This window comes from Roseovarius marisflavi (genome assembly GCF_900142625.1).
Classification (GTDB): Bacteria; Pseudomonadota; Alphaproteobacteria; order Rhodobacterales; family Rhodobacteraceae; genus Roseovarius; species Roseovarius marisflavi.
In genome coordinates this window covers 16,003-40,969 of record NZ_FRBN01000009.1, presented here as the reverse complement: position 1 = coordinate 40,969, position 24,967 = coordinate 16,003, and the positions used below count along the sequence as shown (strand labels likewise).

Here is a 24,967-nt window from a genome sequence, read left to right as displayed (position 1 = left end):
CCGCTTTCCTTGATAAGCCGACTGCGTTACTTGTCGCGGAACTGGGCCTGGCGTTTTTCGGTGAAGGCCGCCATGCCCTCTTTCTGGTCTTCGGTGGCAAACAGCGAGTGGAACACGCGGCGCTCGAACAAAAGACCTTCGCGCAGCGTTGTCTCGTAGGACCGGTTCACCGCCTCTTTGGCCGCCATCACCGTGATCATCGACTTTTCCGCGATCTTCTGCGCGGCACTCATCGCCTCTTCCATCAGCTTTTTGGCAGGCACGACGCGGCTTACAAGGCCAGAGCGCTCTGCCTCTTCGGCATCCATGAAGCGCCCGGTCAGGTTCATGTCCATCGCCTTGGATTTGCCGACAAAGCGCGTCAGGCGCTGGGTGCCGCCAAGACCGGCGATGACGCCAAGGTTGATCTCGGGTTGGCCAAATTTGGCAGTGTCCGAGCAGATGATGAAATCGCACATCATCGCAAGCTCGCAGCCGCCGCCAAGGGCATAGCCGGACACGGCGGCGATGATCGGCTTGCGAATCCGGGTGATCGCCTCGCTGTCTGGTGTGAACAGGTCTTCGGTGAAGACATCGACAAAGCTTTTCTCGCTCATCATCTTGATATCGGCCCCGGCGGCGAATGCCTTTTCCGAGCCGGTCAACACGATACAGCGTACCTTGTCGTTTTGTTGCGCCTCACCAAGGGCGGTGGCCAGCTCTGACATGAGTTGATCGTTGAGCGCATTAAGCGCGTCCGGCCGGTTAAGTTTGATGAGGGCTACGTGGTCTTCTATTTCGACGATGATCGTCTCATAGGCCATGAAATCTGCTTTCGCTTGTTTCCGTCAGACCTGATTCATTACCACTGTGAGCCGCCGGTTCAACCTATCTTTGGCATAGGGGGCAATAGAAGCTGGATCGCCCCGATTGCACGACGCGGGTGATATGGCCCGTACATGCGGTGCGACGGCAGGGCTCGCCCTCGCGGTCGTAAACATCGAAATTGTGTTGGAAATAACCCAGTTCGCCATAGGCCTGGCGGAAATCCCGCAGGGATGATCCCCCCGCCAGAATGGCATCGCCAAGCACCTCGCGGATGATCGGAACAAGGCGTGCGGCGCGGCTTGCGGAAATCATGCCGGCGCGTCGTTTGGGCGAAATTCCCGCCCGAAAGAGGGTTTCGCAGACATAGATATTGCCGAGGCCCGCAACGATTCGCTGATCCAGAAGGGCGGATTTGATCGGCGTGTTGCGCCCCTTGAGGGCCTCGGTCAGGTAGGTTTCGTCAAAACTGTTGCCCAATGGCTCTGGCCCCAGTTTGGCCAAAAGCGGGTGCGTCTCTGTGGTGGCCGTGTCCATCAGATCCATCGCGCCAAAGCGGCGCGGATCGTTGAAGGTGATCCGCGCGCCGTTGTCCATGTGAAACACGACATGATCGTGTTTTTCCGGGACGGGGTGATCGTGGACAAATTTCCCCAGGGGATCGCCCGAAATCAGCATCCGACCCGACATGCCGAGATGGATCAGGAGCGTCTCACCAGAGGCCAGATCGGCGAGGATATATTTCGAACGCCGCCGGAGACCGAGAACCTTTTGCCCGGCAAGGCGCGCGGCCATGTTCGCCGGGAATGGCCATCGCAGATCGGGGCGGTTGATATCGGCGCGCGCGATCACCGCGCCTTTCATCACCGGGGCAAGGCCGCGGCGCACTGTCTCGACCTCGGGTAATTCGGGCATATCTGACCTAATCTTGCAAAAGGGGCGCATTGTAACCCGGCCCCGTCGCTCTATAAGAAGAGCCATAGCAAGGAACGGCAAGACCCATGAGCGACAAAACCACCCATTTCGGATTTGAAACCGTGCCCGAGGCCGAAAAGGCCGGGCGCGTGCGCGGTGTATTCGGCAATGTGGCCAGCAAATATGACGTGATGAACGACGCCATGAGCATGGGCATCCACCGCATCTGGAAGGATGCGATGATGGATTGGCTTGCGCCGCGCGCCGGTCAAAAGCTTTTGGATGTGGCGGGGGGCACCGGCGATATCTCTTTTAGGTTTCTCGACCGCGCCGGAAGCGGTCATGCGACCGTTCTTGACCTGACCGAACAGATGCTGATCGAGGGGCGCAAACGCGCCGAGGCCGAACAGATGGCCGCAAGCCTCGATTGGGTGGTGGGCGATGCGATGGCCCTGCCGTTCGAGGATAACACCTTTGACACCTACACAATCAGCTTTGGCATCCGGAATGTCACCCGCCCGCAAGAGGCCCTGAACGAGGCGTTTCGCGTGCTCCGGCCCGGTGGACGGCTGATGGTTCTGGAATTCAGCCAGATCCCCAATGACATGATGCAGAAGGTCTATGATCTTTATTCCTTCAACATCATTCCGCGTCTGGGTCAGATGATCGCGAACGACCGGGGCAGTTATCAGTATCTCGTTGAATCGATCCGCCAGTTTCCGGATCAGGACACATTCCTTCAGATGGTGCGCGATGCGGGCTTCGAGAATGCGAAATACCGCAATCTCAGCCTTGGGATTGCCTGTCTGCATTCGGGCTGGAAAATCTAGGAATGCGCGGACCCCATAATATTTTGCGGCTTATTCGCACCGGTGCCACGCTTGAGCGGACCGGCGCGATGGGGCTTATCATGGATGCCTTCGAGGCACCGCCATTGGTGCGGGGCACGATGCGGTTTCTGGCCTGGCCGTTTCAGTGGTTGGGCTACAAGGGCGATCCCGAAACGCCGCCTGCGCCGCGCGCGCTGACGGCGCTTGGGCCTGCCTATATCAAGTTTGGTCAGATACTGTCGACGCGCCCCGATCTTGTGGGCGACGAATTGGCCCAGCAATTGCGGGTGCTTCAGGACAAGCTTCCGCCGTTTTCTGTCGAGATCGCCAAGCGCAGCATCGCGCAGGAACTTGGCCAGCCGGTCGAGGCGCTGTTTGATGATTTTAGCCCGCCCGTCGCGGCGGCCTCGATTGCGCAGGTCCACAAGGCACGCCTGCGCGAGGATGGCACGGCGGTGGCGATCAAGGTGCTGCGGCCCGGCATCGAACGGGCCTTTCGCCGCGATATCGACGCCTTCTATTTCGCGGCGCGCACCATCGAGATTCTGGCCCCCGGCGCCCGCCGTCTGCGCCCGACCGAGGTGATCGCGCATTTCGAGGGTGTCGTTATGGGCGAGCTTGATTTGCGGCTTGAGGCGTCATCAGCCTCAGAATTTGCGGCCAATACCGGCAATGATGCGGGCTTTCAGCTTCCAGCGGTGCAGTGGGACCTGTCGTCGCGCCGGATCATGACGATGGCCTGGGCGGATGGGCTTCCGCTTGGGGATAATGCGGCGCTTGATGAGGCCGGGCATGACCGGGCCGTTCTTGGCGAGCGGGTGCTTCAGCTTTTCCTCAATCACGCGCTGCGCGACGGGTATTTTCACGCCGATATGCATCAGGGCAACCTTAAGGTGGCGGCCAATGGCGATATCATCGCCTATGATTTCGGCATCATGGGGCATATCGACGAATATACCCGCCGGGTTTATGCCGAGATCCTTTACGGATTTATCCGCCGCGATTATCGCCGGGTCGCCGAGGTGCATTTCGAGGCTGGTTATGTGCCCGCCGATCGCGATGTCGATGCCTTTGCACGCGCGTTGCGGGCCGTGGGCGAGCCGATCTTCGGCATGGATGCCAGCAAGATTTCTATGGGAAGCCTGCTGAGCTATCTATTTGAAGTGACAGAGCGGTTTGGCATGGAAACCCGGACCGAGCTTATCCTGCTGCAACGCACGATGGTTGTGGTCGAGGGCGTTGCCCGCTCGCTTTATCCGCAGATCAACATCTGGCAGGTCGCCAAGCCGGTAGTCGAGGATTACGTCAAGTCCACCATCGGCCCGCGCGCTGTGTTGCGCGATCTTGGGCGCACGGCAGCGGTTTTGTCGCGCTATGGCCCGCGCCTGCCCAAGCTTGTGGAAGACGCCCTGATTCGCCAATCCATGCCGGATGCGCAGTCCGCGAGCTCTGGCTGGCCGCGAAACGGTCTTTGGGCGCTTTTGGGGGCTGTTGCCGGGGCCGCAGCGATGTTCGCTCTGACACTCTATACGTAGAATGTGCGCGCTGCTGCCCATGGGCAGCAGCGGTTGATCCACCACAAACAAATCAGCGGGAACCCGATCCGTCTGATCCTGTTAAGAGACGCTCAAGGGTCTCGGCTTCGGCCATGGCGCGGTTCTCTGCCTCTGGGTCACCCTTGGCCTGTTGCCACAGGCAATAGGCCAGCATGCGCCAGTGATACCAAGGGGCAACAGTGTTGTACCGTTTCATGATATCAACGTCATCATAAGCATCCAGAAAGGCGGTTTTCTCAGCCTCGCAAAGGGCTGTGCCGCGATAGGCCAATTGCATCGCCGGGGACAGAAAGATTGCAATATCCTCGCAGGGGTCGCCCGCCGCCGGGCATTGCCAGTCAATCAAGCGCCAGTCAGATCCCTCACCGACTATATTTCCGGGGACCGGATCACCATGCAACAGGCAGGTGGTGCCAATTGGTGGAATTTTTGTTCTCGGCATGAGGTCGCGGGCCCAATCTGCTGCTGATCTTGGACATAATTCAAGAATCATATCGCCATGACGGCGCAAGGCGAGACTGCCATCGGGGGCCGCGCGCAGGCCCGTCGGCGCATCAAGACGATGCAGTCGTTTCAGTAGTCTTGCCACCGGCGCCGGGTCGGTCTCCCAGGTCTGGCCCCTGAGGTGTTCATAGATGACGCATTGGCCAAATGGGGTAGCAAAGTGATCAACAAGCCGTGGCGCAAGGTTGTGGTGCGCAAGGTGGCGCAACGCCCGGATTTCGCGTGCTGGATCGTTAGGAAAAAGTGGGTTTTGGCTGTCTTTTGCAAAGAGCTTCACAACAATTTGGCGTGTACCGTCCGCCACGCGCCAGGTTTGGTTGGTGCGCCCGCCGTCAAGTGCAACCCAACGTGCCGCTGCGGCGCTCAGGCCGCGTGCCGCGACCAGTTCGGCCAGCCCGTCACGTGCGCAATCTGAAAGGGTGGCCTGCAATTGCCTGATCCTGCTGCTTGGGCCGAAGGTTGCCAGACGCTATGCGCTCCGGCCCCGGCAGGCAAGTCACAGATCAGGATTCGGGCGGTCGAAGGCCAAGAACCTGCGAGGCGGCGACGGTCTGGCCGTTTTCCATTACAAGGTTGATTTCGCCCCCGTCAAGCCGGGCCTCGGTGATGCGGCCGCTGACCTGGGCATCGTGGCGCGCGATGGTTGCATCCTGTGACATGGAATGGACAGAGACGTTATACGTCCCGTTGCGCAGCGGAATACCCGCCGGATCAAGGCCGGACCATTCAACGCGCCCGCTTTGCGCCGGGATATCCAGGCGCTGAACGATCACGCCCTGCGCGTCGGTCACAACGAGTTCGGCGGCATCCGCTGCCGGGTCCACCTCGGCGTTGAGGGTGACGGGAGAACCCTTGAAGTTGACCGGCACGTCGGCGCGCGCCTCCATCCCGATCCAGCCGGAAAGCTGTCCCATGCCGAGCGTGTCCAGGCGTGCGCCCAGACCGCCAAGAAGGTCATTGGTTTGCACCTGCTGTTCTACCGTCGAAAAGGTGGCCAGTTGCACCGCGAAATCCGCAGAGTCGACGGGGTTGAGCGGATCCTGATTGCGCATTTGGGTGGTCAGCATTTTCAGGAAAGTTTCGAAATCCGAATTGAGCGCACCACCGCTCTGGCCATTGGCGTTGGCATTGGGTGCGGTGTTTGCCGTGCCGGTTGCGGCGGATTGAGTGGCAGAGGTGACATCCATAAGGAGCCCTTTCTAAAGTCTGATATCAAGGCGATCCGAGATCAGGATCGGGGTGTGGTGAAGATTTGGCGTTTCGGTAATTGGCGCTTGGGGGCCTGAGCCGCCTGCTGGCGAATGACTGGTATCGCTGTGCTTCTGCCCGGTTTGGCCGGACTGGCCGCCGCCAAAGGAAAACTGCGCTTTTCCATAGCCGATATTCAGGAATTCCTGCGCCAGCGTATCAATATGTCGGCGCATCAGGTCGAGCGTTTCCGGGCGCTCGGCGATCACCGTCACGCTCATCACCCCGTCGGCCGACGCAAGACTAAGGCGTACCGGCCCAAGTTCTGCGGGATTCAGGACAATGTCGATCGGGCGACCGGCCCCACCGCGCTGTGCGGCGGCGGCGATCTGCATCGCGATGTGTTGCGGCAGGTCGGCGCGTTGGGCAAGTGCCTGGGTGGGAACCGCCATTGCGGCGCTGCTTGCCCCCAAGGTGCGTGCCTCGAAAGCAATAGGTTTGTCATCCAGAGCTGAGACCTCGACCTCGGTGGTCAGGCTTTTGGGAAATGGCGCCGGTTTGGCATGTTGCGGGGGCAAGACGGGCGGAGCATTCGCCGCATGTACCGGTGCGCTGGGCATGGTCAGGCGGTCGGTTTTGGCGGTTTGATCCAGCGAGCGCTCGGCAGAAGCAATCTCGGCAAGCGCGCTTGCCTGACCGCGTTTGGACAGGTTTGTGCTGTTTTCTGCGGTTTTGGCGATGATTGCCGCGGCGCTTGCGGCCAAAGGCTGTGCCTTTGCCCCCTCAATCGGCGTCTGTTCCGCTGGACCCGTCGTTGGAACGGCCACATTTCTATTGGCCGCAGGGGCGGCCGGGGTCGCGGGCCCTTCCTGATCCGGCACCATGTTTTCCACAGTCTCCAGATTCGTATCTTGGTTGGCTTTGACGTTTCGGAGCTCTGGGTTTTGCGAGACCTGTTTGCCCAGATCGTTCTGGGTGTCTGGATCAAACCGATTTGGGGCCACCAAAGTGGCGGTCTCGGTGCGGTCTGGGGCGTCGTCCTGATCGCTTGTGATCAGGCCAGGGGCCACGTCAGGCTCGGTTTCGAAGTCGGTGTCTTGATCCGCACTACCCTCGAGTCCGATTTCATCCTCCGGGGTTTCGCCATCAACGGGTATGCCCGTCTCTTGCGCCACTGCCGAGGGCTTCTTTGCCATGTCACCTTCGCTAAAGAGCGCGCCAAAGGTATCTTTGGTGTCTTGTTTTGCCGTTTGGCTGGCAGGGTCTTGGGCCGCGCCATGACCAGCGATTGGCGTGGGAGGCGGGCCTTGGAGGGGGCCATTGGCAATCAGTGGTATCAGCATGTTGAGGCTCCGGGATTTCTTCCGCGTTGTGCCGAGCATGTCAAAAGCTGGTTACTGCTTCTTTACCGCTTTGGGCTCTTATTGGAATTAGTTTGCGCAATTCGAGGTAATCCCGTGACAGATTCTTTACCAATCCCGCCAATCAACCGTCCGGTGTTTGCCCCCGGTCAGAGCACGCCAATGCGAGACGCCGCAGAACGTCTGGAGGCAAGTTTTCTGGCGGAAATGCTTAAATCTGCGGGGTTTGGCGAACAGGAAAATTCCTTTAGCGGCAGCGCGGGCGAGGATCAGTTTGCCTCGTTTCACCGCGAGGCGCTTGCCCTGCAAATGGTGCGGAATGGGGGAATCGGACTTGCCGAAGTTTTTTATCAATCCCTGATGGAGAAGACCAATGACACATGATGCGGAACAACGAATCACCAATCGTCTCGATAAACTTTTAGAGATCGAACGCGAGGCCCTGTTAAAGGGCGACCTGCAGGCGATATCGACGCTTGTCGATGAAAAGGAAAGCCTGATTGATGCGCTCAATGCGATGACCGACAGTGTGCCATCCGACCTCAAGGGATTGCAGGCCAAGGTCACGCGCAATCAGGCGTTGCTTGACGGCGCGTTGCAGGGAATTCGCAATGTTGCGGCGCGTATGGCGGCGTTTCGGCGGATGCGTCGGTCGATGGAAACCTATGATGAATTTGGCCATAAACAGACCATTCTGGGCGAAGTCGAGCGCAAGGTTGAAAAGCGGGCATGATCCGCTTTTGACTAAAATGCCGGATTTATAGGGGGTGGTTTTTAGCGTTCCGTTAGGGGATTCAAGGTCATCCTGAGCGTGCATCCAAAAACGGATGGCGCAGCCCGGAAACCTACCGATTGCTGCATGTGTCAGAAAGACAGCTTAGGCCGCTTCCACGACGGGAGCGGGACATGAAACTGGCGGAAACCGCCAATCTATAAGGAAAATGCTATGGCAACTTTCCAGGCGCCACCATGGTGCCCGCCGCCAGCGACGACCTTTTTCCGTTTGATGATGACTGGCGCCACATTGCTATGCGCGCTCATATCCACCACCTTTGTTACTCACCCGTGTTAAGGTTTAGCACAAAGGATGTTACCTGGCTGTTAACACTTAGAATTTTAAGGATTTCTGAGCATTATGCCTGTGACGGGAGCCATAGAACGATCCACGGAAAGGCGACAAGCAATCCGATGGTAACGGCATCCGCGATAAAGAACGGCGTGACACCCCGGAACACGTCCTGCACGCTGATATCGTCGCGCACACCGGCCACCACGAAGCAGTTGAGGCCGATAGGCGGCGTGATCAGGCAGAACTCTGCCATCTTGACCACCAGGATGCCGAACCAGACCGCGCACATCGTTCCGTTCATGCCAAAGGCACTGTCAGCCGCAGTGACCGCTTCGCCCCCGTTCAGCGCCATGACCGCCGGATAAACCACGGGCAGCGTCAGCAACAGCATCCCGATGGCATCCATGAACATGCCAAGCACCGCATAGGCCAGCAGGATACAGATCAGAATCATCATCGGCGAATAATGCAGCGAGGTGATCCAGTCGGAAAACGCCGACGGCAGATCGGCAAAGCCCAGGAACCGCACATAGATCAAAACGCCCCAGATGATCGAAAAGATCATCACCGATAGCTTGGCGGTTTCCAGCAGCGCATCCTTGAGCTCGGGCCACCGCATGCCGCGATAGGCGGCAATTACGAAGACGATGAAGGCACCGATTGCCCCGCCTTCGGTCGGTGTGCCCCAGGCGTCACCGCCAAAGGGGTTGTAGACAAAGAAAATGATGATCACGACCACCGCAACAATCGGCAAGGCGGGCGGAAGCGACGCGAACCGCTGGCGCCAGGTAAAGCCGCCAACCGGCGGGCCAAAACCTTTGACCGTCAGGGCGAGACCAATGATCAAAAGCGTGTAGACCAAGGCGGAAAACATCCCCGGAATAAACCCGGCGAGCAAGAGCATCCCCACGTCCTGTTCCACGATGATGGCGTAGATCACCAGGATTGCCGAGGGCGGAATGAGGCTTGCCAATGTACCGGCTGCCGCCACGACGCCTGCGGCGAAACGCTTGTCATAACCGACGGCAAGCATTTCCGGGATCGCAATTCGGGCAAAGACCGCTGCCGTTGCCACCGATGCGCCAGATACGGCCGCAAACCCTGCGGTGGCAAAGACCGTGGCAACGGCAAGGCCACCAGGCACCCAGGCGATCCAGCGTTTGGCGGCCTCGAACAGCGCACGGGTAAGGCCCGCGTAATAGGCGAGATAGCCGATCAGGATAAAGGTCGGAATAAGCGACAGCGCCTGTGACGAAACCTTGCCATGCGGCACCTGTCCGGCGGTCTTGATGCCAACCGTCAGCGCCCAGGCGAGCTGTGCAAATTCATAATCCTTCTTGTCCCAAAAAATCCAGACGAGGCCAACGACGCCCGCAAGACCCGCAGCAAACGCCACGCGCATGCCGAGCACGACCATGACCAGCATTCCGGCGGTGACCCAAAGGCCAATTTCAATCGGTGTCATCAGTCGCGCCCCTGGATATGTTCGGCCTCGGCCGCCGCCTGTTCTGCAACAGACATGATAAGCGGCACCGCCACTGGTGTTTCGTCGCCCCTGACAAAGGCGCGGCCAAAGCCCCAGAGCTGAAGCACGAGACGCAGGGACATCACCGAGAACGCCACCGGCACCACAAGCTTGGAGGGCCAGATCGGCAGGCCGATGTCGATCGAGCTGTCACGGCTCCAGAGCGGTTTTGTCATGTCAAAGCTGCGATCAAAATGCGCCCACGACCCCCAGACAAGAGCCAGAATGAGGATGAGAATGGCAAAGGTGGTCAGGAATTCCGCCAGCCAGAGCGCGCGCCCTTTGAGCTGGGCAACAACGATATCCATGCGGATATGGCCTCCGTCCCGCTGGACATACGACACGCCAAGAATGGCGATCAGCGGCATGAAGGCCTCGATCCAGTCGACATAGCCGGGCAGGGGTTCATTGAAACCATTGCGCCCCGTCACCGAAACAACGGCAATCACCATAAGCCCGAAGGCAAAGATGCCGGCGATCAAAGCGAAAAAGCGTTCCAATCCATAAAGCGCCCGATCGAGGCGGCTAAGCAGGCTGGAATCGCGCATTACGGCAAAAGAGCCGGCCATGGCGGTTAAGCTCCTGTTGTGGGGGCGTCAAAACGTCGGAAAAAGCAGGCCCCGGACTGGTGTTCCGGGGCCTTGGGTCAGATCAGTTGCTGGCCCGCGTCTTTTCAAGCGTCGCACCAACAAGGTCATAAAGCTCTTGGGCGGGCATGCCCTGTGCGCTCATTTCCTCAATCCAGGCGGCCGCGATCGGATCAGCGGCAACCTTTTTGAACTCAGAGAGCTGCTCGTCGGAAATGGTGACCTTGGTCACGTTCTTTTCTTCAAGAATAGTGTCCCATTTCTTGAGCAGCTCACCATAGTTGGCGAGGTAATAGTCGATCGCTTCGCCAACCGAGCCGTCAAGCGCTTCGCGCTCGGCGTCCGACAGGCCTTCATAGGCGTCGATGTTCACAACCACCGGGCAGTTCACGGTGCCGGGGTTGAGGTTCTCTGTCCACCAGGTCGCCTCGTTGATGGTGCCAAACGACAGGTGGGCGTGCTGGGCAAAGGCGACGGTGTCGACAACGCCGGATTGCATCGCCTGATAGGCCTCGGACGAGGTCACAGATGTCGGCACGGCGCCAACGGCGGCAAAGGCCTTGCCAAGACCGCCGGTCGCGCGCACCCGCATCCCGTCGAAATCAGCCAGCGTATCGCGCGGCTCGCCGGTGCCGGCGATGTTGTACTGCGGCATCGGGCTTGTCATCAGCATCTTGGCGTTCCACTGTGCCATTTCCTCGGTCACGGCCGGGTGGGCGTACACGGCGTTGCTGACGGCGACTTCTTCGGCAAGGTTGCGCACGCCAAGGAACGGCAGCTCAAGCACGGTGATCGCGCGGTTCTTGTCGGGGTGATAACCGGCACAGAACTGCGCCATCTCGAAGGCGCCGATGCTGATCCCGTCAAGGTTTTCGCGGTTCTTGGACAGGCCGCCATAGCTGATGTTCATGGTGAACTCGCCATTGGTCTTTTGCTCGACCAGCTCGGCCAGCTTGTGCACGTGCTCGGTAAAGGCACGGCGCTTGCCCCAGAGCGAAACGTTCCATTCGGTCGCCATTGCCTCGCCGGCAAAGGCAAGTGTAAGCGCGGCCACGGCGGTATGGCTTAGAAGTTTGTGCATGATATTCCTCCCAGATTGCATGCGAATTTGTCGGGCTCACCATCTTGTATCGGCGCGCGCCTGCCTATGAAGAAAAGCGCGCAGCCCCCCGCGCGAACCCTGCGGAATTCCGCAAAGACACTACAGCAGCGCCTCTTTGTCCAGCCCAAGCTTGACGATCTTCTCATTCAGCGTGCGCCGACCGATGCCAAGCGCCTCTGCCACGGCCTCCATCCGGCCCTGATGGGCGGTGATGGCCTTGCCGATCAATTCGCGCTCAAAGGCGGCGACCGCCTCGCGCAGGGTATCGGGCACATCGTCGCCAAGCGCGTCGGTGTGCAACGCCTGCGCCATCGACCCGGCCCCGCGCCGCGCCGCCAGAACCCGGCGTTCACAAACATTGCGCAGCTCGCGCACATTGCCGGGCCAGTCATGCGCCAAAAGCGCGGCGGTGTCCTCGGGCGTAAGATCAGGCGCGCGGGTTTCATAGACGCGGGCGAATTCATCCAGAAACCGCGCCGCCAATAACATCACATCGTCGCGCCGCTGGCGCAGGGTGGGCGGTTTGATCACCGTCGTGTTAAGCCGATACAAGAGATCCTGACGCAGCCGCCCGGTGGCCACCGCCTCGTCCGGGTCTTCATTGGTGGCCGAAATCACCCGAAAGCTTAGCGGCACGGGCCGCGCGGCGCCAAGCGGCAAGACCTCTTTATCCTCGATCACCCGCAACAGCTTGGCTTGCACCGCAGGCGGACAGGAACACACCTCGTCAAGAAAGACCGTGCCGCCATCGACGCCCGGCAGACGCCCCTTGGCGCCGTCATGCACGCCAAACATTTCCGCCTCGAAGCCCTCCGGCGACAGCGCCGCACAGTTGAGCGCAAGAAACGGCCCCTCGGCATTCGGGCCCAGATCGTGGAGCGCGCGCGCCACAAGCTCCTTGCCGGTGCCGGTTTCGCCCTGCAACAGAACCGCCGCGCCGCTTTGGGCGAGGTCAAGCACCTCTTCGCGCAGGGCCACGGTTTCGGGCGTTTGCCCGAGCAACACCCGATCCAGCCCAGACAGCTTGACCAGCCGTTCCTTGAGCCGCTGCGTGGTGCGCTTCATGCGGTGCTGCTCAAGCGCGTGTTGCAGGATGGTCAAAAGACGGCGCGGCTCGTAGGGTTTTTCAACAAAGCTATAGGCGCCGCCCTGCATCGCCTCGACCGCCATGGCAATATCGCCATGCGCCGAGATCAGAACCAGCGGCGGAGACAATTCCGGGTCAAGGCTCGCCAGCAAATCAAGCCCCGAAAGCCCCGGCATGCGCACATCCGACAGGATCACATCAGGCTGAAACTCGGCCAGGCGCTCGGCGACGCGGGCGGCGCGGGGCAGGGCCTCGACCTGCCAGTCGGCGGCCTCAAGCAGGTCAATCAGCGACAGGCGCATGGCCTTGTCGTCCTCAACAATCATGATGCGGGGATGGGCCGGGGGTGTCATGTTTGGTCTTTGTCCTCTTCGCCGTCCGCCATCGGTATTTCGACCCGGAACACCGCGCCGCGCCCTTCGGCATTGCGCGCGCTGATCCGGCCGTGATGTTCCTTGACGATATTGGCCGATATCGCCAGCCCAAGCCCCATGCCCCGCCCGCTCTCGCGGGTGGTGACAAAGGGTTCCTGAAGGTCCGAAAGCGAGGCCGCGCCAAGGCCGTGGCCGGTATCGCGCACCTCGACCCAGCCGGCATTTTCGGTCGTGCCCATGCGCACATGCAACACCCGCTCGTCGCATTCCTCAAGCGCATCCACCGCGTTGCGCAGGACGTTGGTCATCACCTGTTCAAGGCGCAATTGATGGCCGCGCACCATGATCGGCCCCGGCGGCTGGCGCGGATCAAGCGTGACTTCTGTGGCCTCGATATTGGGCGTCAAAAGCGACAGGGCGGCGTTGACGACATCGCGCAGGTCAACCTCGCGAAAGACCTCGTGATCGCTGCGCGCAAAGAACTTGAGCTGGCGGGTGATGCCTTCCATCCGGTCCACGATGCCGGCAATCTGCGGGATCACCTTTTGTGCGGGCTTGCCGCCGATTTCGGCGGCGGCCAGATGGTTGCGCATCGCCGCAATCGGCTGGCCAAGCTCGTGGGTGACCGAGGCCGCCAACTGGCCAAGGGCGGCTAGACGGCTGGCGCGCTCAAGCTCGTCCTGGGTGCGCTTGAGGCGGCGTTCGGCGGTGCGGCGATCCTCGATCTCGACCGCAAGCCGGTCATTGGCAAGGCGCAGCTGCGCCTCTTCGGCCTCGGACCGGCGCAGGGCGGCGCCAATGCGCTGCGTGCGCCGCACCTGTGAGACCATGAAACCGGCCCCGGCAAGGATCATCACCATCCCCGTCACAAGCCAGCTTCGGGTGACAGCGGCGCTGTCATCGGCGAAATAATGCAGCTTCCAGTCATGCTGCGGCACGCTGGCGGCAAGGTGAATGCGTTTGGCGCCGTCGATCATCGCGCGCGCATCGCCCCGTGGGTGCCAGTTCAGCGGATCAAGCGGCTGACCGGGGAATTGTCGGTTGGCGGCGATCCGGGCGCGCTGAGCCTCGGAGAGGTCGCCAAGCGTGCGATAGCGCCAGTCGGGATTGGACGAGAGCAACACAACCCCGTCGCTATTGGCCAGAAACACCTGTTCGCCCGCCGCGCGCCAGGCCTCTTCTAGGTCGGTCAGGTCAAGCTTGATCGCGATGACACCGGAGAGGTCGCCATCAGGGGTGCGTACCGCATCGGCAATGAAATAGCCGGGCAATCCGGTGGTCGCGCCAATCCCGTAAAACCGCCCCTGCACGCCGGTGATCGCCGCCTGATAATAGGGGCGGAAGGAATAATCCTGTCCGACGAAGGTTTCCGGCTCGTCGGCATTCGAGGCCGAGATGGTCGTCCCGTCGGCCTGCATCAGATAGATCGCATCAAGCCCGGATTGCACGGCAAAGGCGGCAAGGCGCTTATCAAGCACCGAAGTGGGCGCGCCAAGACCGGTCTCGATCACATAGGTATCGCGCGCAAGCACATAGGTCAGATGCGAAAACCGCTCCAACTCGGCCAGAACAGTGCTTCGATAAAGCGACAGGCGGCCGCGCGCCTTGGCCTCTTCTTCGGATTGAAAAAAGCTGAGCGAAAGCCAGAATACCCCGATTGCCGCGCAAAGCGCAGAGGCGGCAGCAAGGGCAGAAGAAGAAAATCGCATCGCCAAGGTATCGGGCGGTTCGGGGCGTCATGCAAGCGGTTTGGCGTTGTCGTCTAGCGCGCCACACAGTCTCTTAGCCCGGTCATGTCGGTCTTGCCAAGCTGCGCCAGCGTCAGGCTGATTTCCTCAGACATCACCTGCCAGAGCTGGTTCAAGCCGCGCTCGCCGCGCCCGGCCATCGCATAAAGCAGGGGGCGACCGAGAAAGGCAAAATTGGCGCCCATGGCATAGGCCTTGACGATATCCTCGCCCGAGCGCAGGCCGGAATCGTAAAACAGCGGATAGTCCGGCCCAAGCGCGGCGCGCATCTTGGCCAGCATCAGAATGGGCGGCGGTGCGCCGTCAAGCTGGCGGCCACCATGGCTTGAAACCTGAATGGCATCCACCCCCTCCTTGCGCAGGCGCAGGGCGTCGTCGACATCCAAAACGCCCTTGATGACAAGCTTGCCGGGCCAGGCCGCGCGCAGCCGTTGCAGATAGGACCAATCGGCGGCGGCGCGGCTTGCGGCGCGATCAAACCCGCCATCGGTGAAATTCGCCATCTGCGGCCGCCCCTTGACCAGCGAGGTCAGCGACCATCGCGGGTGCAGGGCGAAATCGACAAACTGCCTTGGGCCGATGCGAAACGGCATCTTGAACCCATGACGCAATTCGCGCGGGCGACGGCCCACTTCGGGCACATCGAGGGTCACGACAAGGGTTTCGTATCCGGCGGCGCGGGCGCGCTCGACAAGCTGCATCGTGCCGCTGCCGTCGCCGCTGAAGTAAAGCTGAAACCAGGCGTGGCCCTCGGCGGCCTCAAGCATCTTTTCAAGCGCGGTCGAGGCCACGGTCGAGACCCCCAAGGGCACCCGGTCGCGCGCCGCGATCCGCGCCAGCATCAGATCGGCACCGGGGGTCGAGAGGTTGCACATGCCCATCGGGGTGATCCCGAAGGGCACCTTGGCCGGGTGATCGAACACCGGCATGGAAAGGTCGCGATGGGTCACGTTGCACAGGACCCGCGGCTTGAGCCGCAGGTCGCGCAGCGCGGCCCGGTTCAGGGCCTCGCCGTGACCTTCGCCCGCTGCCCCGTCGATATAGTCAAACACCATCCACGGCAGCCGACGCCGCGCCATCTGGCGGGCGTCTTCGGCACAATGGATGTCGCGAGAGGGCAGCATCAACGATCCTTTCAGTGTTGCGGCCCTAGGCCTGAACGGCCTTCATAAAGCGGTCACGGATCACGACCGGGTCCATGGTGATGACCGGAACCTTGATATTGCCGCTTTCGCATTTGCACACGATGACCGTCATCTTGTTCGAGGCAAGCGCATCTTGCAGCACCTGTTTTGTCTCGCTGGCCTGACATTCGACCACGTTCTCACAGCCGCAGGCCTTGGCCACAGCCGTCAGCGAGGTCTTCTTGCCGGCATAGGTCGGCTGATCGCCGGTCGAGCCATAGCTGCCGTTGTCGATGATCAGCAGGATATAGTTGTCGGCCACGTTGTTGGCGATGGTCGGCAGGGTGCCAAAGTTGGTCAGGACAGAGCCGTCACCATCAATCGAGATGACCTTTTTATCCTGTGCCAGAGCCAGCCCAAGCCCGATCGAGGACGAGAGGCCCATAGTGCCGAGCATGTAGAAATTGGTCGGCTGATCATCCAGAAGGTGCAATTCCTGACTCGGCAGGCCGATGTTGCAGACAACAAGATGGTCGCGGATTACAGGCGCGATATCGCGCAGAACGTCAGAGCGGATCATTGGTCTCCGTAGCCTCCCCAGAAAGACGCGTCGGTCAGGATCGCGACAGGTTTGTTGCACATGAATGTGTATTTCAGGATCGCGTCCAATTCGTTCGCGTCCGATTCCTTGTGGAAATGATAGGTCGGGATGTTGAGTTGATTCAGCAGCGCCTTGGTATGCACCGCCATTTCCACCTGACAGGCCACCGGCTCGCGCAATTCACCGCGATAGCTGATCAGCATCGGCAGGGGCATGCGGTAGAACTGGGTCAGGGTGGCCAGCGTGTTGATGGTCACACCGATCGCGGTGTTCTGCATGATGATCGCGGGGCGTTTGCCACCCATGAAGGCACCGGCGCAAAGGCCCATGCCCTCATCCTCTTTGTTCGAGGGGATGTGGTAAATTTCGGACCTTTGCTCGATTTCATCAATCACACCGGCCAGCTGCTTGCAGGGCACGGTGGTGACGAAACTGATGTCATTGGCGACCAGATCGTCGACGATTTTCGTGTGGATGGACACGGGGGTTACTCCTTGGGTTCAGGATTTTGATGACAGGTAGGCAGGCTTTTCTAACGCAGGACGTGGACAGAGCAAGGCGCATGGCGCACAACGCGTGCCGCCGTGGAGCCAAGAAGAAAGTCGCTTATCCCCGGTTTGTGAGAGCCGATGACGATGCAATCAGCCCCCCACTCGCGGGCGAAATCGGTGATCGCGCGGCCCGAATGCCCGGTGATAAGGCGTGTGCCAACCCCCGGAAAGTTTGCAACCCGTTTGGCAAGGCGCCCCTTGGCCGCCTCAAGTGCGGCGTTGACGGTGTCTTCATCGACATAGGACCGCACCGACGGGTTAAGCGGCTCGTGAATGTGGATGGCGATGATCTCTCCGCCCTCGTCGAGCAGTTTTTGGGCGGCCTCAAGGGCCGGTTCGCTGATCCCGTGATCGAGCGAGAGTGAGACGATGATTTTCTTGTACATCACATCTTCCTTTTCGTCCCGGGCTTTTCCGCCCTTGGTGTTACTTTGCGGCCTCGGGCACGAGGATGGTTTTCGGGGCCGTCGTGCGCCCGTTGCGAATATCGGCAAAGGCGGCGGCCCCGTCAGAGAGCGGGCGCTTTTCGGTCCAGTCAAGCGCGCCCATGCGGCCCTCGAACATCGCCTGCGCGGTGTCGCGGAAATCCTGCGCGGTATAGGTATAGGTGCCGATAAAGGTGATTTCCTGCAAGGTGATGCGCCGGATATCAAGCCCGCCGGTGGCCGAGCCGAGCCCGATATGCACGATCACACCGCCCGGTCGCACGTGGGCCGAGGCCTGCGCGCGAGTGGCGTCAAAGCCGACCCCGTCGACGACAAGATCGAACTGATCCGCCGGACCAAGCCCGTCGGGCGCGAGAACATTTTGGTCGCATTGCATGCTGAGATAGGCGCGCCGCGCCGGGTGCGGTTCGATCATGGTGATGTCGGTGATGCCCTGCGCGGCAAGGCTAAGCGCCGCACCAAGCCCGATGGCCCCGCCGCCAAGCACAAGCGCGCGATGCGTGCCCTCGCCCAAAGCGGCCCGCCCAAGACGCACCGCATGCCAGCCACAGGCAATCGGTTCGGCCAAAGCGGCCTGATCGGTGGTGATGTGATCGGGCATGACCACAAGATTGCGTTCCGGCATGGCCAAAAGCGCGGCAAAGGCGCCTTCGCGCGGCGGCATCGAGATGATCTGGCGGGTGCTGCACAGGTTGTCGCGACCGGATGTACAGGCCGGACAGGTGCCGCAGGTGACAAGCGGGTTCACGGTCACGCGCTTGCCGCTCATCGCGCCGCTTAACACGGTGCCCGCCGCCTCGTGGCCAAGCACAAGCGGGGCGGGGCGGCGGTCGTCATGACCGAGGTAGGCATGCATGTCCGAGCCGCAGATGCCGACGCTATCCACCCGGATCAAGGCCTCGCCCGTTTGCGGCGCGGGGTCTTGCATGTCGCGATACTCAAGCCCCTCGGGGGCGGTATAAACCAAAGCCTTCATTTCGCGGTAAAACCTCCGTCTACCATCATGATCTGTCCGGTCACGTATTTCGACGCCTCTGAGCAAAAGAACATCAAAGGCCCGTCAAGATCGTCCACCTCGCCATTGCGCCCGATTGCTGTTTGCGCCGCGTTGCGCGCCGCGCGCTCGGGGTCATCGAACACCGCCGCCGTAAGCTCGGTGCGGATAAAGCCGGGGGCGAGGGCGTTGACGACAATCCCGTCGCGCGACCAGGCCTCGGCCATGGCGCGGGTCATCTGGGCGACGCCGCCCTTGCTTGCGCCGTAAGCAATGCCGCCGGGAAAGGCGCGAAACGATTGCAGCGAGGCAAAGTTCACGATCCGGCCCCAGCCTTTTTGCTTCATCGCGGGCACAAGATGCTGGCTCAGGAAAAACGGCGCGCTCAGGTTCAGCGACAGGGTCATATCCCAGCCCTCGGGCGTGACATCATCGGCGGCCTGACGCGTGTTGATACCCGCCGCATGCACCACGATATCGGGCGCCCCAAAGGGCAGCGCGGCGGCGCGGGCCAGATCGGCCAGCCCGTCACGATCGGCAAGGTCATGGGCAATGACGGCACCGTTGTCGCCGACCTCGGCCTGCCATTCGACAAGCGCCTCGGCGCGGCGTGCCACGCCGACGACGCGGGCGCCGCTGGCCGCAAGCACGCTGGCCGCGCGCCGCCCCAGCCCCGAGCTTGCGCCCGTGACCAAAGCGACGCGACCCGTCACATCAAGAAGGCCATTCTCAGCCATTGGGCGTCAGATCAAAGGTTTCACCGGGGAAGTATTTGTGCAGACGGATATCCGCCGTGCGCGCATGCCCTTCCATGCCTTCCAGCCGCGAAATCCGCGCGGTTGCTTCGGCCACCGGCTTGGCGCCCTCGCGGGTGGCGCGCTGCCAGGTGACGATCTTCATGTATTTATGCACGCTCAGACCGCCGGTATAGCTTGCCGCGCCCGAGGTGGGCAGAACGTGGTTGGTGCCTGCGGCCTTGTCGCCAAAGGCCACGGTGGTCTCTTCGCCCAGAAACAGCGAGCCGTAGCAAGAAAGCCGCTCCAGCCACCACTCCAGATCCTCGGCCTGCACGGTCAGGTGCTCGGGCGCGTAATCGTCGGAGGTGGCGGCCATCTCTTCGCGGTCGGCACAAACGATCACCTCGGCATAATCGCGCCAGGCGGCAAAGGCGTTGTCGCGGTTCACCTCGGGCAGATCGTCGATCAGGCCCGGAATAATGCGCATCACCTCTTCGGCCAGCGGGCGGTTGTCGGTGACAAGCCAGACCGGCGAGTTATAGCCATGCTCGGCCTGACCCACCAGATCGGTGGCCACGACCATCGGATCGGCGGTCGCATCGGCGAGGATAAGGCTATCCGTCGGGCCGGCGATCATGTCGATACCGACACGGCCAAACAACATGCGCTTGGCCTCGGCGACGAACTGATTGCCCGGACCCACCAGAATGTTCGCCTTGGGCAGGCCGAACAGGCCGAAGGTCATGGCCGCTACGCCCTGCACGCCGCCCATGGCCAAAATCGTGTCCGCACCGCAAAGATCGGCGGCATAGATGATCGCCGGGGCGACCCCGACGCCGGGGCGCGGCGGAGAACAGGCAACGATATGCTTGCACCCGGCGACGCTTGCGGTGGTGACGGTCATGATCGCACTGGCGATATGGCTATAGCGCCCGCCGGGCACGTAACAGCCGGCACCGGTGACGGGGATGCTCTTTTGGCCGGCGATCAGGCCGGGAACCACTTCGACCTCGATATCCTTGAGGGTCTCTTTCTGCGCTTCGGCAAAGCGGCGCACGTTGTTATGGGCAAACTGGATATCGCGCTTGAGCTTTTCCGGCACCAGCGCCGCCGCCGCCTCGATCTCTTCGCGGGTGATTACGACATTGCCGTCGTATTGGTCAAACTTGGCGGCATATTCCATCGCCGTCTTGTCGCCGCCCGCCTCGATATCATCCAGAATGGCGCGCACGGTGGCCTTCACATCCGAGGCATCGGATTTCGAGGTGAGCGTTGCTTTTTTCAGATATTCTCGTGTCATTGGTCAGGTCCTATTTGTAGATGTCTGGCAGAAGCGTTGTGGAAATCGCCGGGATATAGGCGATCATCAGGGTCACAAGCAGCATGAAGAAAACGAAGGGGATGGCGCGGGCCGCGATCTTCAGGATCGACTCGCCGGTTATGCCTGCCACCACGAACAGGTTCAGGCCGAGCGGCGGGGTGATAAAGCCCACACCAAGCGCCGTGATCATCATGATGCAGAACTGAATTTCGTTCATGCCGATATTGTCGGCCAGCGGTTTCAGGATCGGCGCGAGGATCACGATATTGGGTGTGGTTTCCATAACGCAGCCTGCGGCGATCAGGATCAGGATCATCAACAGGATGAGCATTTGTGGATCATCCGTGAGGGATGTAACCGAGGTCACAAAGCCCTGTGGCACGCCCATGATCGCGAGGGCCTCGGCCAGCGGCGCGGAAAAGGCGATGATCGGAAGGATCACACCGTTTACCTTGGCCGAGCTCAACAGCATCGAGGGAAAATCCGCAAGTTTCAGCGTCCGCATGATCAGCCCCATCGCGATGGTGACAACCACGGCGGTTGCGCCTGCCTCGGTCGGGGTCATGCGGCCCGAGAAGATGCCGTAAAAGATGATGCCGGGCACGATGAACGCATACCAGCCGGATTTGAGTGACCGCCCGAGATTGGCGAAATACTCGCCCATCGACACGTTGCCGCCGCCCTCATAGCCGTAAATACGGTTGACCACGATGTTGGTGACAAGGATCGACACCAGAATGCAAATGCCGGGGATCAGGGCCGCGAGAAACAGGGTCGAGGCGGAAATACCCAGAACCAGGCCGATGATGATATAGGCAATCGAGGGCGGAATGAGGATGCCGGTACAGGCCCCTGCCGCCACCAGCGCACAGGCATAGGGGCGCGGATAGCCGCTTTCGACCAGACGGTCGATGGTCATCCGGCCCACGGCGGCGGCCCCTGCCGCGTCCGACCCCGAGATCGCCGCGAACATGCCGCAGACGAGAACGGTCGCCGAGCCAAAGCCACCCTTGGCGAATTGCGTAAGCGCCTCGGCCACATCAAGGAATTTGCGCGACAGCCCGGTGCGCACCAATACGTCACCGGTCAGGATGAACAACGGCACCGCGGTCAGGGCAAAGGCATCAATGCCCGTGAAAAGGCTTTCTCCAACCGCACTGAGCGGCATGTCGCCCGACATGACCAGCATGGTGATCGCGGCTGTGCCGATGGCGGCCCAGACCGGTACTGCAAGGGCGATAAGGCCCACGAAAAGGATGACAGGAAGATAGAAATCCCAGCCCAGTTCGACCGTCTGATTGAGTGTATTCCAGAGCATCAGTTTTCCCTCAATCAAACATTTTTTCACCTTCGTAGACGTCTTTGCCGTCTCGAAGGGCGCGCAGGTCGCGCAGGAAGGATTGGATCAGTCGCAGGACCATCAGGGCGAAACCCACCGGTACCGCCATCAGGAACCACACCATTGAAACGCGCAAACCATGGCTGACCGAGCCGAACTTGGCCGAGACATGAACCGTTTCAAGGGACCAATAAAGCGCGATCACGGCGACCCCGAACATCACCAGATCGCCAAAGATATAGACCAGCGCCTTCATCCGCGGCCCAAGGTAGTGCAGCAGGACGTCAATGCGGATGTGCGCGCGGTCCTTGACGGCGATGGAGGCCCCGATCCAGACGAGGTAGATGAAGGAATAGCGCACCACCTCTTCGCCCCAGATCGAGGAATAGGAAAAGATCTCGCGCCTGAGCACCTCGACCGCCATGGTGACGACCAACATCACGTAAAAGACCAACAGCGCCCATCGTTCAGCGTTTTTGTCTATGGCTCTTATCAGTCTCATCATGATGACCTTTCGTTCGCCGAAGGGATATTCGGGCCAGGTAAACCGGTCTCGATTTTTTCTGGGTCCGGGAGCGTCGGCACCGATGTGGCGCCGACGCAATACCGTCGCTTTTCAGACGCTCTACATCAGGCGTCGTGGACGTAATATTTGCCTTGGGTTCCGGCGGCTTCTACCATCTTGTTGAAGGCATCCATCGAACCGGCAAGCTCGGTTTTGTACTCATCCCATTCAGGCCGCTGGAAACCACCAGCCTCTTTCCATTCCGCAAGCTGATCATCGCTCAGCGAGTGGAATTCGACACCCGCCTTGGCCAGCTCGGCCATGGCATATGCCCGCGCCGACGGCACTTTTGACAGGTTCTGGTGTGCGGTCATCTCTGAACCCCACATGATCCCCTCTTGCACGTCTGCCGGCATCGAGTTGAACCATTCCAGATTACAGGAATAGACCTGGCTGTCCGGCACCGCTTGTGTAAAGGTCACATGGCTAAGAATATCTTTGAAACCAAAGACATAAAGCGCGCCGACCGACGGATCCAGCGCATCCGCAACACCCTGTTTGATCGCCGAAGGCGTCTCGCCCCATGCCACGGGTGTCGGGTTGGCGCCGACCATGCGGTAATATTGCTGCAGCATCTTGGAGCCCGGAACGCGGAACTTGACACCGTTCAGGTCTGACGGTGACAGGACTGCGCCCGCACCACCCTTGCGCACGGCAACAACACGCGGGTCAATGTTGACGTAAAACAGCGCCTTGAAGCCTGCGGCTTCGACCTTGGGGTGCACTTCGGTGTTCCAGAAATTCGAGTTTACCAGATTGGTGAAACGCTGGTTCGACCCACAAAGATAGGGCATGTTGATCAGGTCAACGGTCGAGGCGAAAGGCGCGAAGTTAGACAGCGAATGCTGGGCCGCCTGAATGGTGCCGCCCTGAACCTTTTGCACAAGCGCGCCACCTGCGCCAAGCTGACCGCCGGGGGCAAGTTTGACATAGACCTTGCCGTTGGTGGCGTTCTGGATGTTCTCTTTCAGGTCGAGCTGCATGATCGGATAGCTGCGCGAGGCGCCAAGCACATAGGCCGTGGCAATTGTCATCGAGTGTTCAGCGGCGCGTTCCCGCTCTTTTTCTTCGGCGGCGGTCTGAGCAACGGCCTCAGTTGACCACAGCATACCGCCCGCCCCGGCAACCATTGCAGCGGTAAAGCTGCCGGTTCCGGCCAGTTTCAGAAAATTGCGGCGCTCAGCCGACGCAAGCTCGTTGCGTTCTTTTTTCATTGATCGTCCTCCCATTGGTAGTTTGATTATTTCTTGCCCTGACGCCTTACTGATTCACTTTTCAGTATTGCGGCCACAAACGTCAGCGATGTTGCGAAAAGCAAAAGCATTTCACCAACATCGCCAAGGAACGGCTTGCCGCCGAACGAACCGATTGCAACATTCAGTGCGAAAATCGCGAACAGGGCCGCGCTTACGAGCAGATACATAAAATTCCTCCCGTCATCGACGCTCCACCGTCGATTCGATATCAATGTAAGCGCTTACATAATTTCACGCAAGCTGTTATGTTGTCGTCAACGTGATTGTGAAATAATCCGCCGCGTCACTGGGCGGGTCAATGGGGTGCGTCAGAACGGATCGAGCGTATGAGTCGTAAGACCAAGGAAAGTGAACATAACCTGCCGACATTGGCCGATGTGGCGACGCGTGCGGGCGTGTCGACTGCGACAGTGTCGCGCTGTCTGAATTCGCCGGATCAGGTGCAGGAGAGCACGCGCGACCGGGTTATGACGGCGGTTCAGGAGCTTGGCTATTCGCCCAATTTCGGCGCGCGCGCCCTTGCGGCGCGGCGTACCAATACCATCGGGGCGATTATCCCGACAATGGAAAACGCTATTTTCGCCCGCGCCATTCAGGCATTTCAGGAAGAGCTGCACGCAAGCGGCGTGACGCTTTTGGTTTCAAGTTCATCCTATCGCGCCGAAATCGAGGAAGAACAGATTCGCACCCTGGTGGCGCGCGGCGCGGATGCGCTTTTGCTGATCGGGCATGACCGAAGCCCGGCGATCTATCAGTTTCTGGAAAACCGCGGCATTCCGGTTTTGATTTCCTGGGCCTATGATCCGGAGGTTGCGCGTCTGTCGATCGGCTTTGACAACCGCCGCGCCATGGCGGGGCTGGCGACAGAGGTCTTGCGTCAGGGGCACCAGCAGATCGGGATCATTTCGGCCGATTGCGTTGGCAATGACCGCGCACGCGCACGGGTGGACGGGGTGCATGATGCGATGCGGGCGCAGGGTCTTGACCCGGCCACGGCGCATCTGATCGAGACCCATTACAGCATTGAAAACGGCGCGAGGGCCATGCGTCGTCTGATGGACCTTACCCCGCGCCCAACAGCAGTGATTTGCGGCAATGACGTCCTTGCGGTTGGCGCGGTCCAGATGGCACGCGAGCTTGGCCTTGCAGTGCCCGGCGATGTCTCGATCACCGGGTTTGATGACATCGAGTTGGCGCGGGTGGTCGATCCGCCGCTGACCACGGTTCATGTGCCACATCGCGACATGGGCCGTCAGGCGGCGCGGCTTTTGGTGGATATGGTCGCGGGTCATCCGGCCAGCGAAAGTGTTCTGCTCGAAACCAACCTGTGTTTGCGCGGCACGCTCGCGCCGCCACCTGTTTAGTGGCGCAGTCACAGCGGTT

Annotated in this window: 26 protein-coding genes and 1 pseudogene; 5 read left to right on the top strand and 22 right to left on the bottom strand. The window is 60.6% G+C overall.

The genetic code is table 11. From position 1 onward, the window contains the following. Positions 1–26: 26 nt before the first annotated feature. Both BUB78_RS09805 and mutM read right to left on the bottom strand, forming a co-directional pair. Positions 27–803: an enoyl-CoA hydratase gene (locus BUB78_RS09805; RefSeq protein ID WP_073197598.1), complete on the bottom strand. Its 777-nt coding sequence runs from the start codon at positions 801–803 to the stop codon at positions 27–29. 64 nt (positions 804–867) lie between these two features. Continuing rightward, the gene (gene mutM / locus BUB78_RS09800; protein ID WP_073197596.1) at positions 868–1,719 is read right to left on the bottom strand and encodes a bifunctional DNA-formamidopyrimidine glycosylase/DNA-(apurinic or apyrimidinic site) lyase; all 852 of its coding nucleotides are present in this window, start codon (positions 1,717–1,719) and stop codon (positions 868–870) included. Positions 1,720–1,805: 86 nt separating this feature from the next. Between mutM and ubiE the strand changes: the two genes are divergently transcribed. Beyond that, a complete protein-coding gene (gene ubiE / locus BUB78_RS09795) occupies positions 1,806–2,549 on the top strand; it encodes a bifunctional demethylmenaquinone methyltransferase/2-methoxy-6-polyprenyl-1,4-benzoquinol methylase UbiE (protein WP_073197594.1) in 744 nt (247 codons plus the stop codon). A 2-nt stretch (positions 2,550–2,551) separates the two neighbouring features. Beyond that, positions 2,552–4,084 carry a 2-polyprenylphenol 6-hydroxylase gene (gene ubiB, locus BUB78_RS09790; RefSeq protein WP_073197592.1) on the top strand — a complete coding sequence of 511 codons (1,533 nt, stop codon included), beginning with the start codon at positions 2,552–2,554 and terminating at the stop codon, positions 4,082–4,084. Between the two features lie 52 nt (positions 4,085–4,136). Here the strand turns inward: ubiB and BUB78_RS09785 are convergent, their stop codons facing one another. From BUB78_RS09785 to BUB78_RS09775, 3 genes are all read right to left on the bottom strand, one after another. Continuing rightward, positions 4,137–5,039, bottom strand: coding sequence for a phosphotransferase family protein (locus tag BUB78_RS09785; protein WP_073197590.1), 903 nt, complete (start codon positions 5,037–5,039; stop codon positions 4,137–4,139). Positions 5,040–5,112: 73 nt separating this feature from the next. Further along, complete coding sequence (locus tag BUB78_RS09780; RefSeq protein ID WP_073197587.1) at positions 5,113–5,796, bottom strand: flagellar hook capping FlgD N-terminal domain-containing protein; 684 nt, start codon at positions 5,794–5,796, stop codon at positions 5,113–5,115. 12 nt (positions 5,797–5,808) lie between these two features. Then, entirely contained in the window at positions 5,809–6,993 is a 1,185-nt protein-coding gene (locus BUB78_RS09775; RefSeq protein WP_170865049.1) for a flagellar hook-length control protein FliK, read from the bottom strand. Between the two features lie 81 nt (positions 6,994–7,074). Between BUB78_RS09775 and BUB78_RS21445 the strand changes: the two genes are divergently transcribed. After that, positions 7,075–7,542: a rod-binding protein gene (locus tag BUB78_RS21445; RefSeq protein WP_342742315.1), complete on the top strand. Its 468-nt coding sequence runs from the start codon at positions 7,075–7,077 to the stop codon at positions 7,540–7,542. Continuing rightward, positions 7,532–7,891, top strand: coding sequence for a flagellar protein FlgN (locus BUB78_RS09765; RefSeq protein ID WP_073197583.1), 360 nt, complete (start codon positions 7,532–7,534; stop codon positions 7,889–7,891). The genes BUB78_RS21445 and BUB78_RS09765 overlap by 11 nt, the downstream gene beginning before the upstream one ends. Before the next feature lie 209 nt (positions 7,892–8,100). Here BUB78_RS09765 and BUB78_RS21135 read toward each other — a convergent pair. From BUB78_RS21135 to BUB78_RS09685, 17 genes and pseudogenes are all read right to left on the bottom strand, one after another. After that, positions 8,101–8,199 (bottom strand): annotated as a pseudogene (locus tag BUB78_RS21135) (chemotaxis protein MotB); the annotation flags it as partial. 92 nt (positions 8,200–8,291) lie between these two features. Further along, positions 8,292–9,692 carry a TRAP transporter large permease gene (locus BUB78_RS09760; protein ID WP_073197581.1) on the bottom strand — a complete coding sequence of 467 codons (1,401 nt, stop codon included), beginning with the start codon at positions 9,690–9,692 and terminating at the stop codon, positions 8,292–8,294. Next, entirely contained in the window at positions 9,692–10,321 is a 630-nt protein-coding gene (locus BUB78_RS09755) for a TRAP transporter small permease subunit (RefSeq protein ID WP_073197579.1), read from the bottom strand. Before BUB78_RS09755 ends, BUB78_RS09760 begins: the two co-directional genes overlap by 1 nt. An 82-nt stretch (positions 10,322–10,403) precedes the next feature. Further along, a complete protein-coding gene (locus BUB78_RS09750) occupies positions 10,404–11,420 on the bottom strand; it encodes a C4-dicarboxylate TRAP transporter substrate-binding protein (RefSeq protein WP_073197573.1) in 1,017 nt (338 codons plus the stop codon). Between the two features lie 120 nt (positions 11,421–11,540). Next, positions 11,541–12,881: a sigma-54-dependent transcriptional regulator gene (locus BUB78_RS09745; RefSeq protein WP_073197572.1), complete on the bottom strand. Its 1,341-nt coding sequence runs from the start codon at positions 12,879–12,881 to the stop codon at positions 11,541–11,543. Further along, positions 12,878–14,611, bottom strand: a complete 1,734-nt coding sequence (locus tag BUB78_RS09740) for a sensor histidine kinase (RefSeq protein WP_073197570.1) — start codon at positions 14,609–14,611, stop codon at positions 12,878–12,880. The genes BUB78_RS09745 and BUB78_RS09740 overlap by 4 nt, the downstream gene beginning before the upstream one ends. Positions 14,612–14,664: 53 nt before the next feature. Continuing rightward, on the bottom strand, positions 14,665–15,774 hold the full coding sequence (locus tag BUB78_RS09735; RefSeq protein WP_425442168.1) for an alpha-hydroxy acid oxidase: 1,110 nt from the start codon (positions 15,772–15,774) through the stop codon (positions 14,665–14,667). 25 nt (positions 15,775–15,799) lie between these two features. After that, positions 15,800–16,354, bottom strand: a complete 555-nt coding sequence (comE, locus tag BUB78_RS09730; RefSeq protein ID WP_073197568.1) for a sulfopyruvate decarboxylase subunit beta — start codon at positions 16,352–16,354, stop codon at positions 15,800–15,802. Further along, positions 16,351–16,857: a sulfopyruvate decarboxylase subunit alpha gene (comD, locus tag BUB78_RS09725; RefSeq protein WP_073197566.1), complete on the bottom strand. Its 507-nt coding sequence runs from the start codon at positions 16,855–16,857 to the stop codon at positions 16,351–16,353. Before comD ends, comE begins: the two co-directional genes overlap by 4 nt. 50 nt (positions 16,858–16,907) lie before the next feature. Beyond that, the gene (locus tag BUB78_RS09720; RefSeq protein WP_073197565.1) at positions 16,908–17,312 is read right to left on the bottom strand and encodes a universal stress protein; all 405 of its coding nucleotides are present in this window, start codon (positions 17,310–17,312) and stop codon (positions 16,908–16,910) included. A 40-nt stretch (positions 17,313–17,352) separates the two neighbouring features. Continuing rightward, positions 17,353–18,348, bottom strand: a complete 996-nt coding sequence (locus BUB78_RS09715; RefSeq protein ID WP_073197562.1) for a zinc-dependent alcohol dehydrogenase — start codon at positions 18,346–18,348, stop codon at positions 17,353–17,355. Continuing rightward, on the bottom strand, positions 18,345–19,103 hold the full coding sequence (locus BUB78_RS09710) for an SDR family NAD(P)-dependent oxidoreductase (protein ID WP_073197560.1): 759 nt from the start codon (positions 19,101–19,103) through the stop codon (positions 18,345–18,347). Before BUB78_RS09710 ends, BUB78_RS09715 begins: the two co-directional genes overlap by 4 nt. Further along, positions 19,096–20,403, bottom strand: coding sequence for a histidinol dehydrogenase (hisD, locus tag BUB78_RS09705; RefSeq protein ID WP_073197557.1), 1,308 nt, complete (start codon positions 20,401–20,403; stop codon positions 19,096–19,098). The genes BUB78_RS09710 and hisD overlap by 8 nt, the downstream gene beginning before the upstream one ends. A 10-nt stretch (positions 20,404–20,413) precedes the next feature. Then, on the bottom strand, positions 20,414–21,742 hold the full coding sequence (locus tag BUB78_RS09700) for a TRAP transporter large permease (protein ID WP_073197555.1): 1,329 nt from the start codon (positions 21,740–21,742) through the stop codon (positions 20,414–20,416). Between the two features lie 10 nt (positions 21,743–21,752). Then, positions 21,753–22,265, bottom strand: a complete 513-nt coding sequence (locus BUB78_RS09695; protein ID WP_073197777.1) for a TRAP transporter small permease — start codon at positions 22,263–22,265, stop codon at positions 21,753–21,755. 128 nt (positions 22,266–22,393) lie between these two features. Beyond that, positions 22,394–23,542: a TRAP transporter substrate-binding protein gene (locus tag BUB78_RS09690; protein WP_073197553.1), complete on the bottom strand. Its 1,149-nt coding sequence runs from the start codon at positions 23,540–23,542 to the stop codon at positions 22,394–22,396. Between the two features lie 26 nt (positions 23,543–23,568). Beyond that, complete coding sequence (locus BUB78_RS09685) at positions 23,569–23,751, bottom strand: hypothetical protein (RefSeq protein WP_073197551.1); 183 nt, start codon at positions 23,749–23,751, stop codon at positions 23,569–23,571. Positions 23,752–23,910: 159 nt separating this feature from the next. Here BUB78_RS09685 and BUB78_RS09680 point away from each other — a divergent pair, with 159 nt between their 5' ends. Beyond that, the gene (locus tag BUB78_RS09680) at positions 23,911–24,948 is read left to right on the top strand and encodes a LacI family DNA-binding transcriptional regulator (protein ID WP_073197548.1); all 1,038 of its coding nucleotides are present in this window, start codon (positions 23,911–23,913) and stop codon (positions 24,946–24,948) included. The last annotated feature ends 19 nt before the right edge of the window (positions 24,949–24,967 follow it).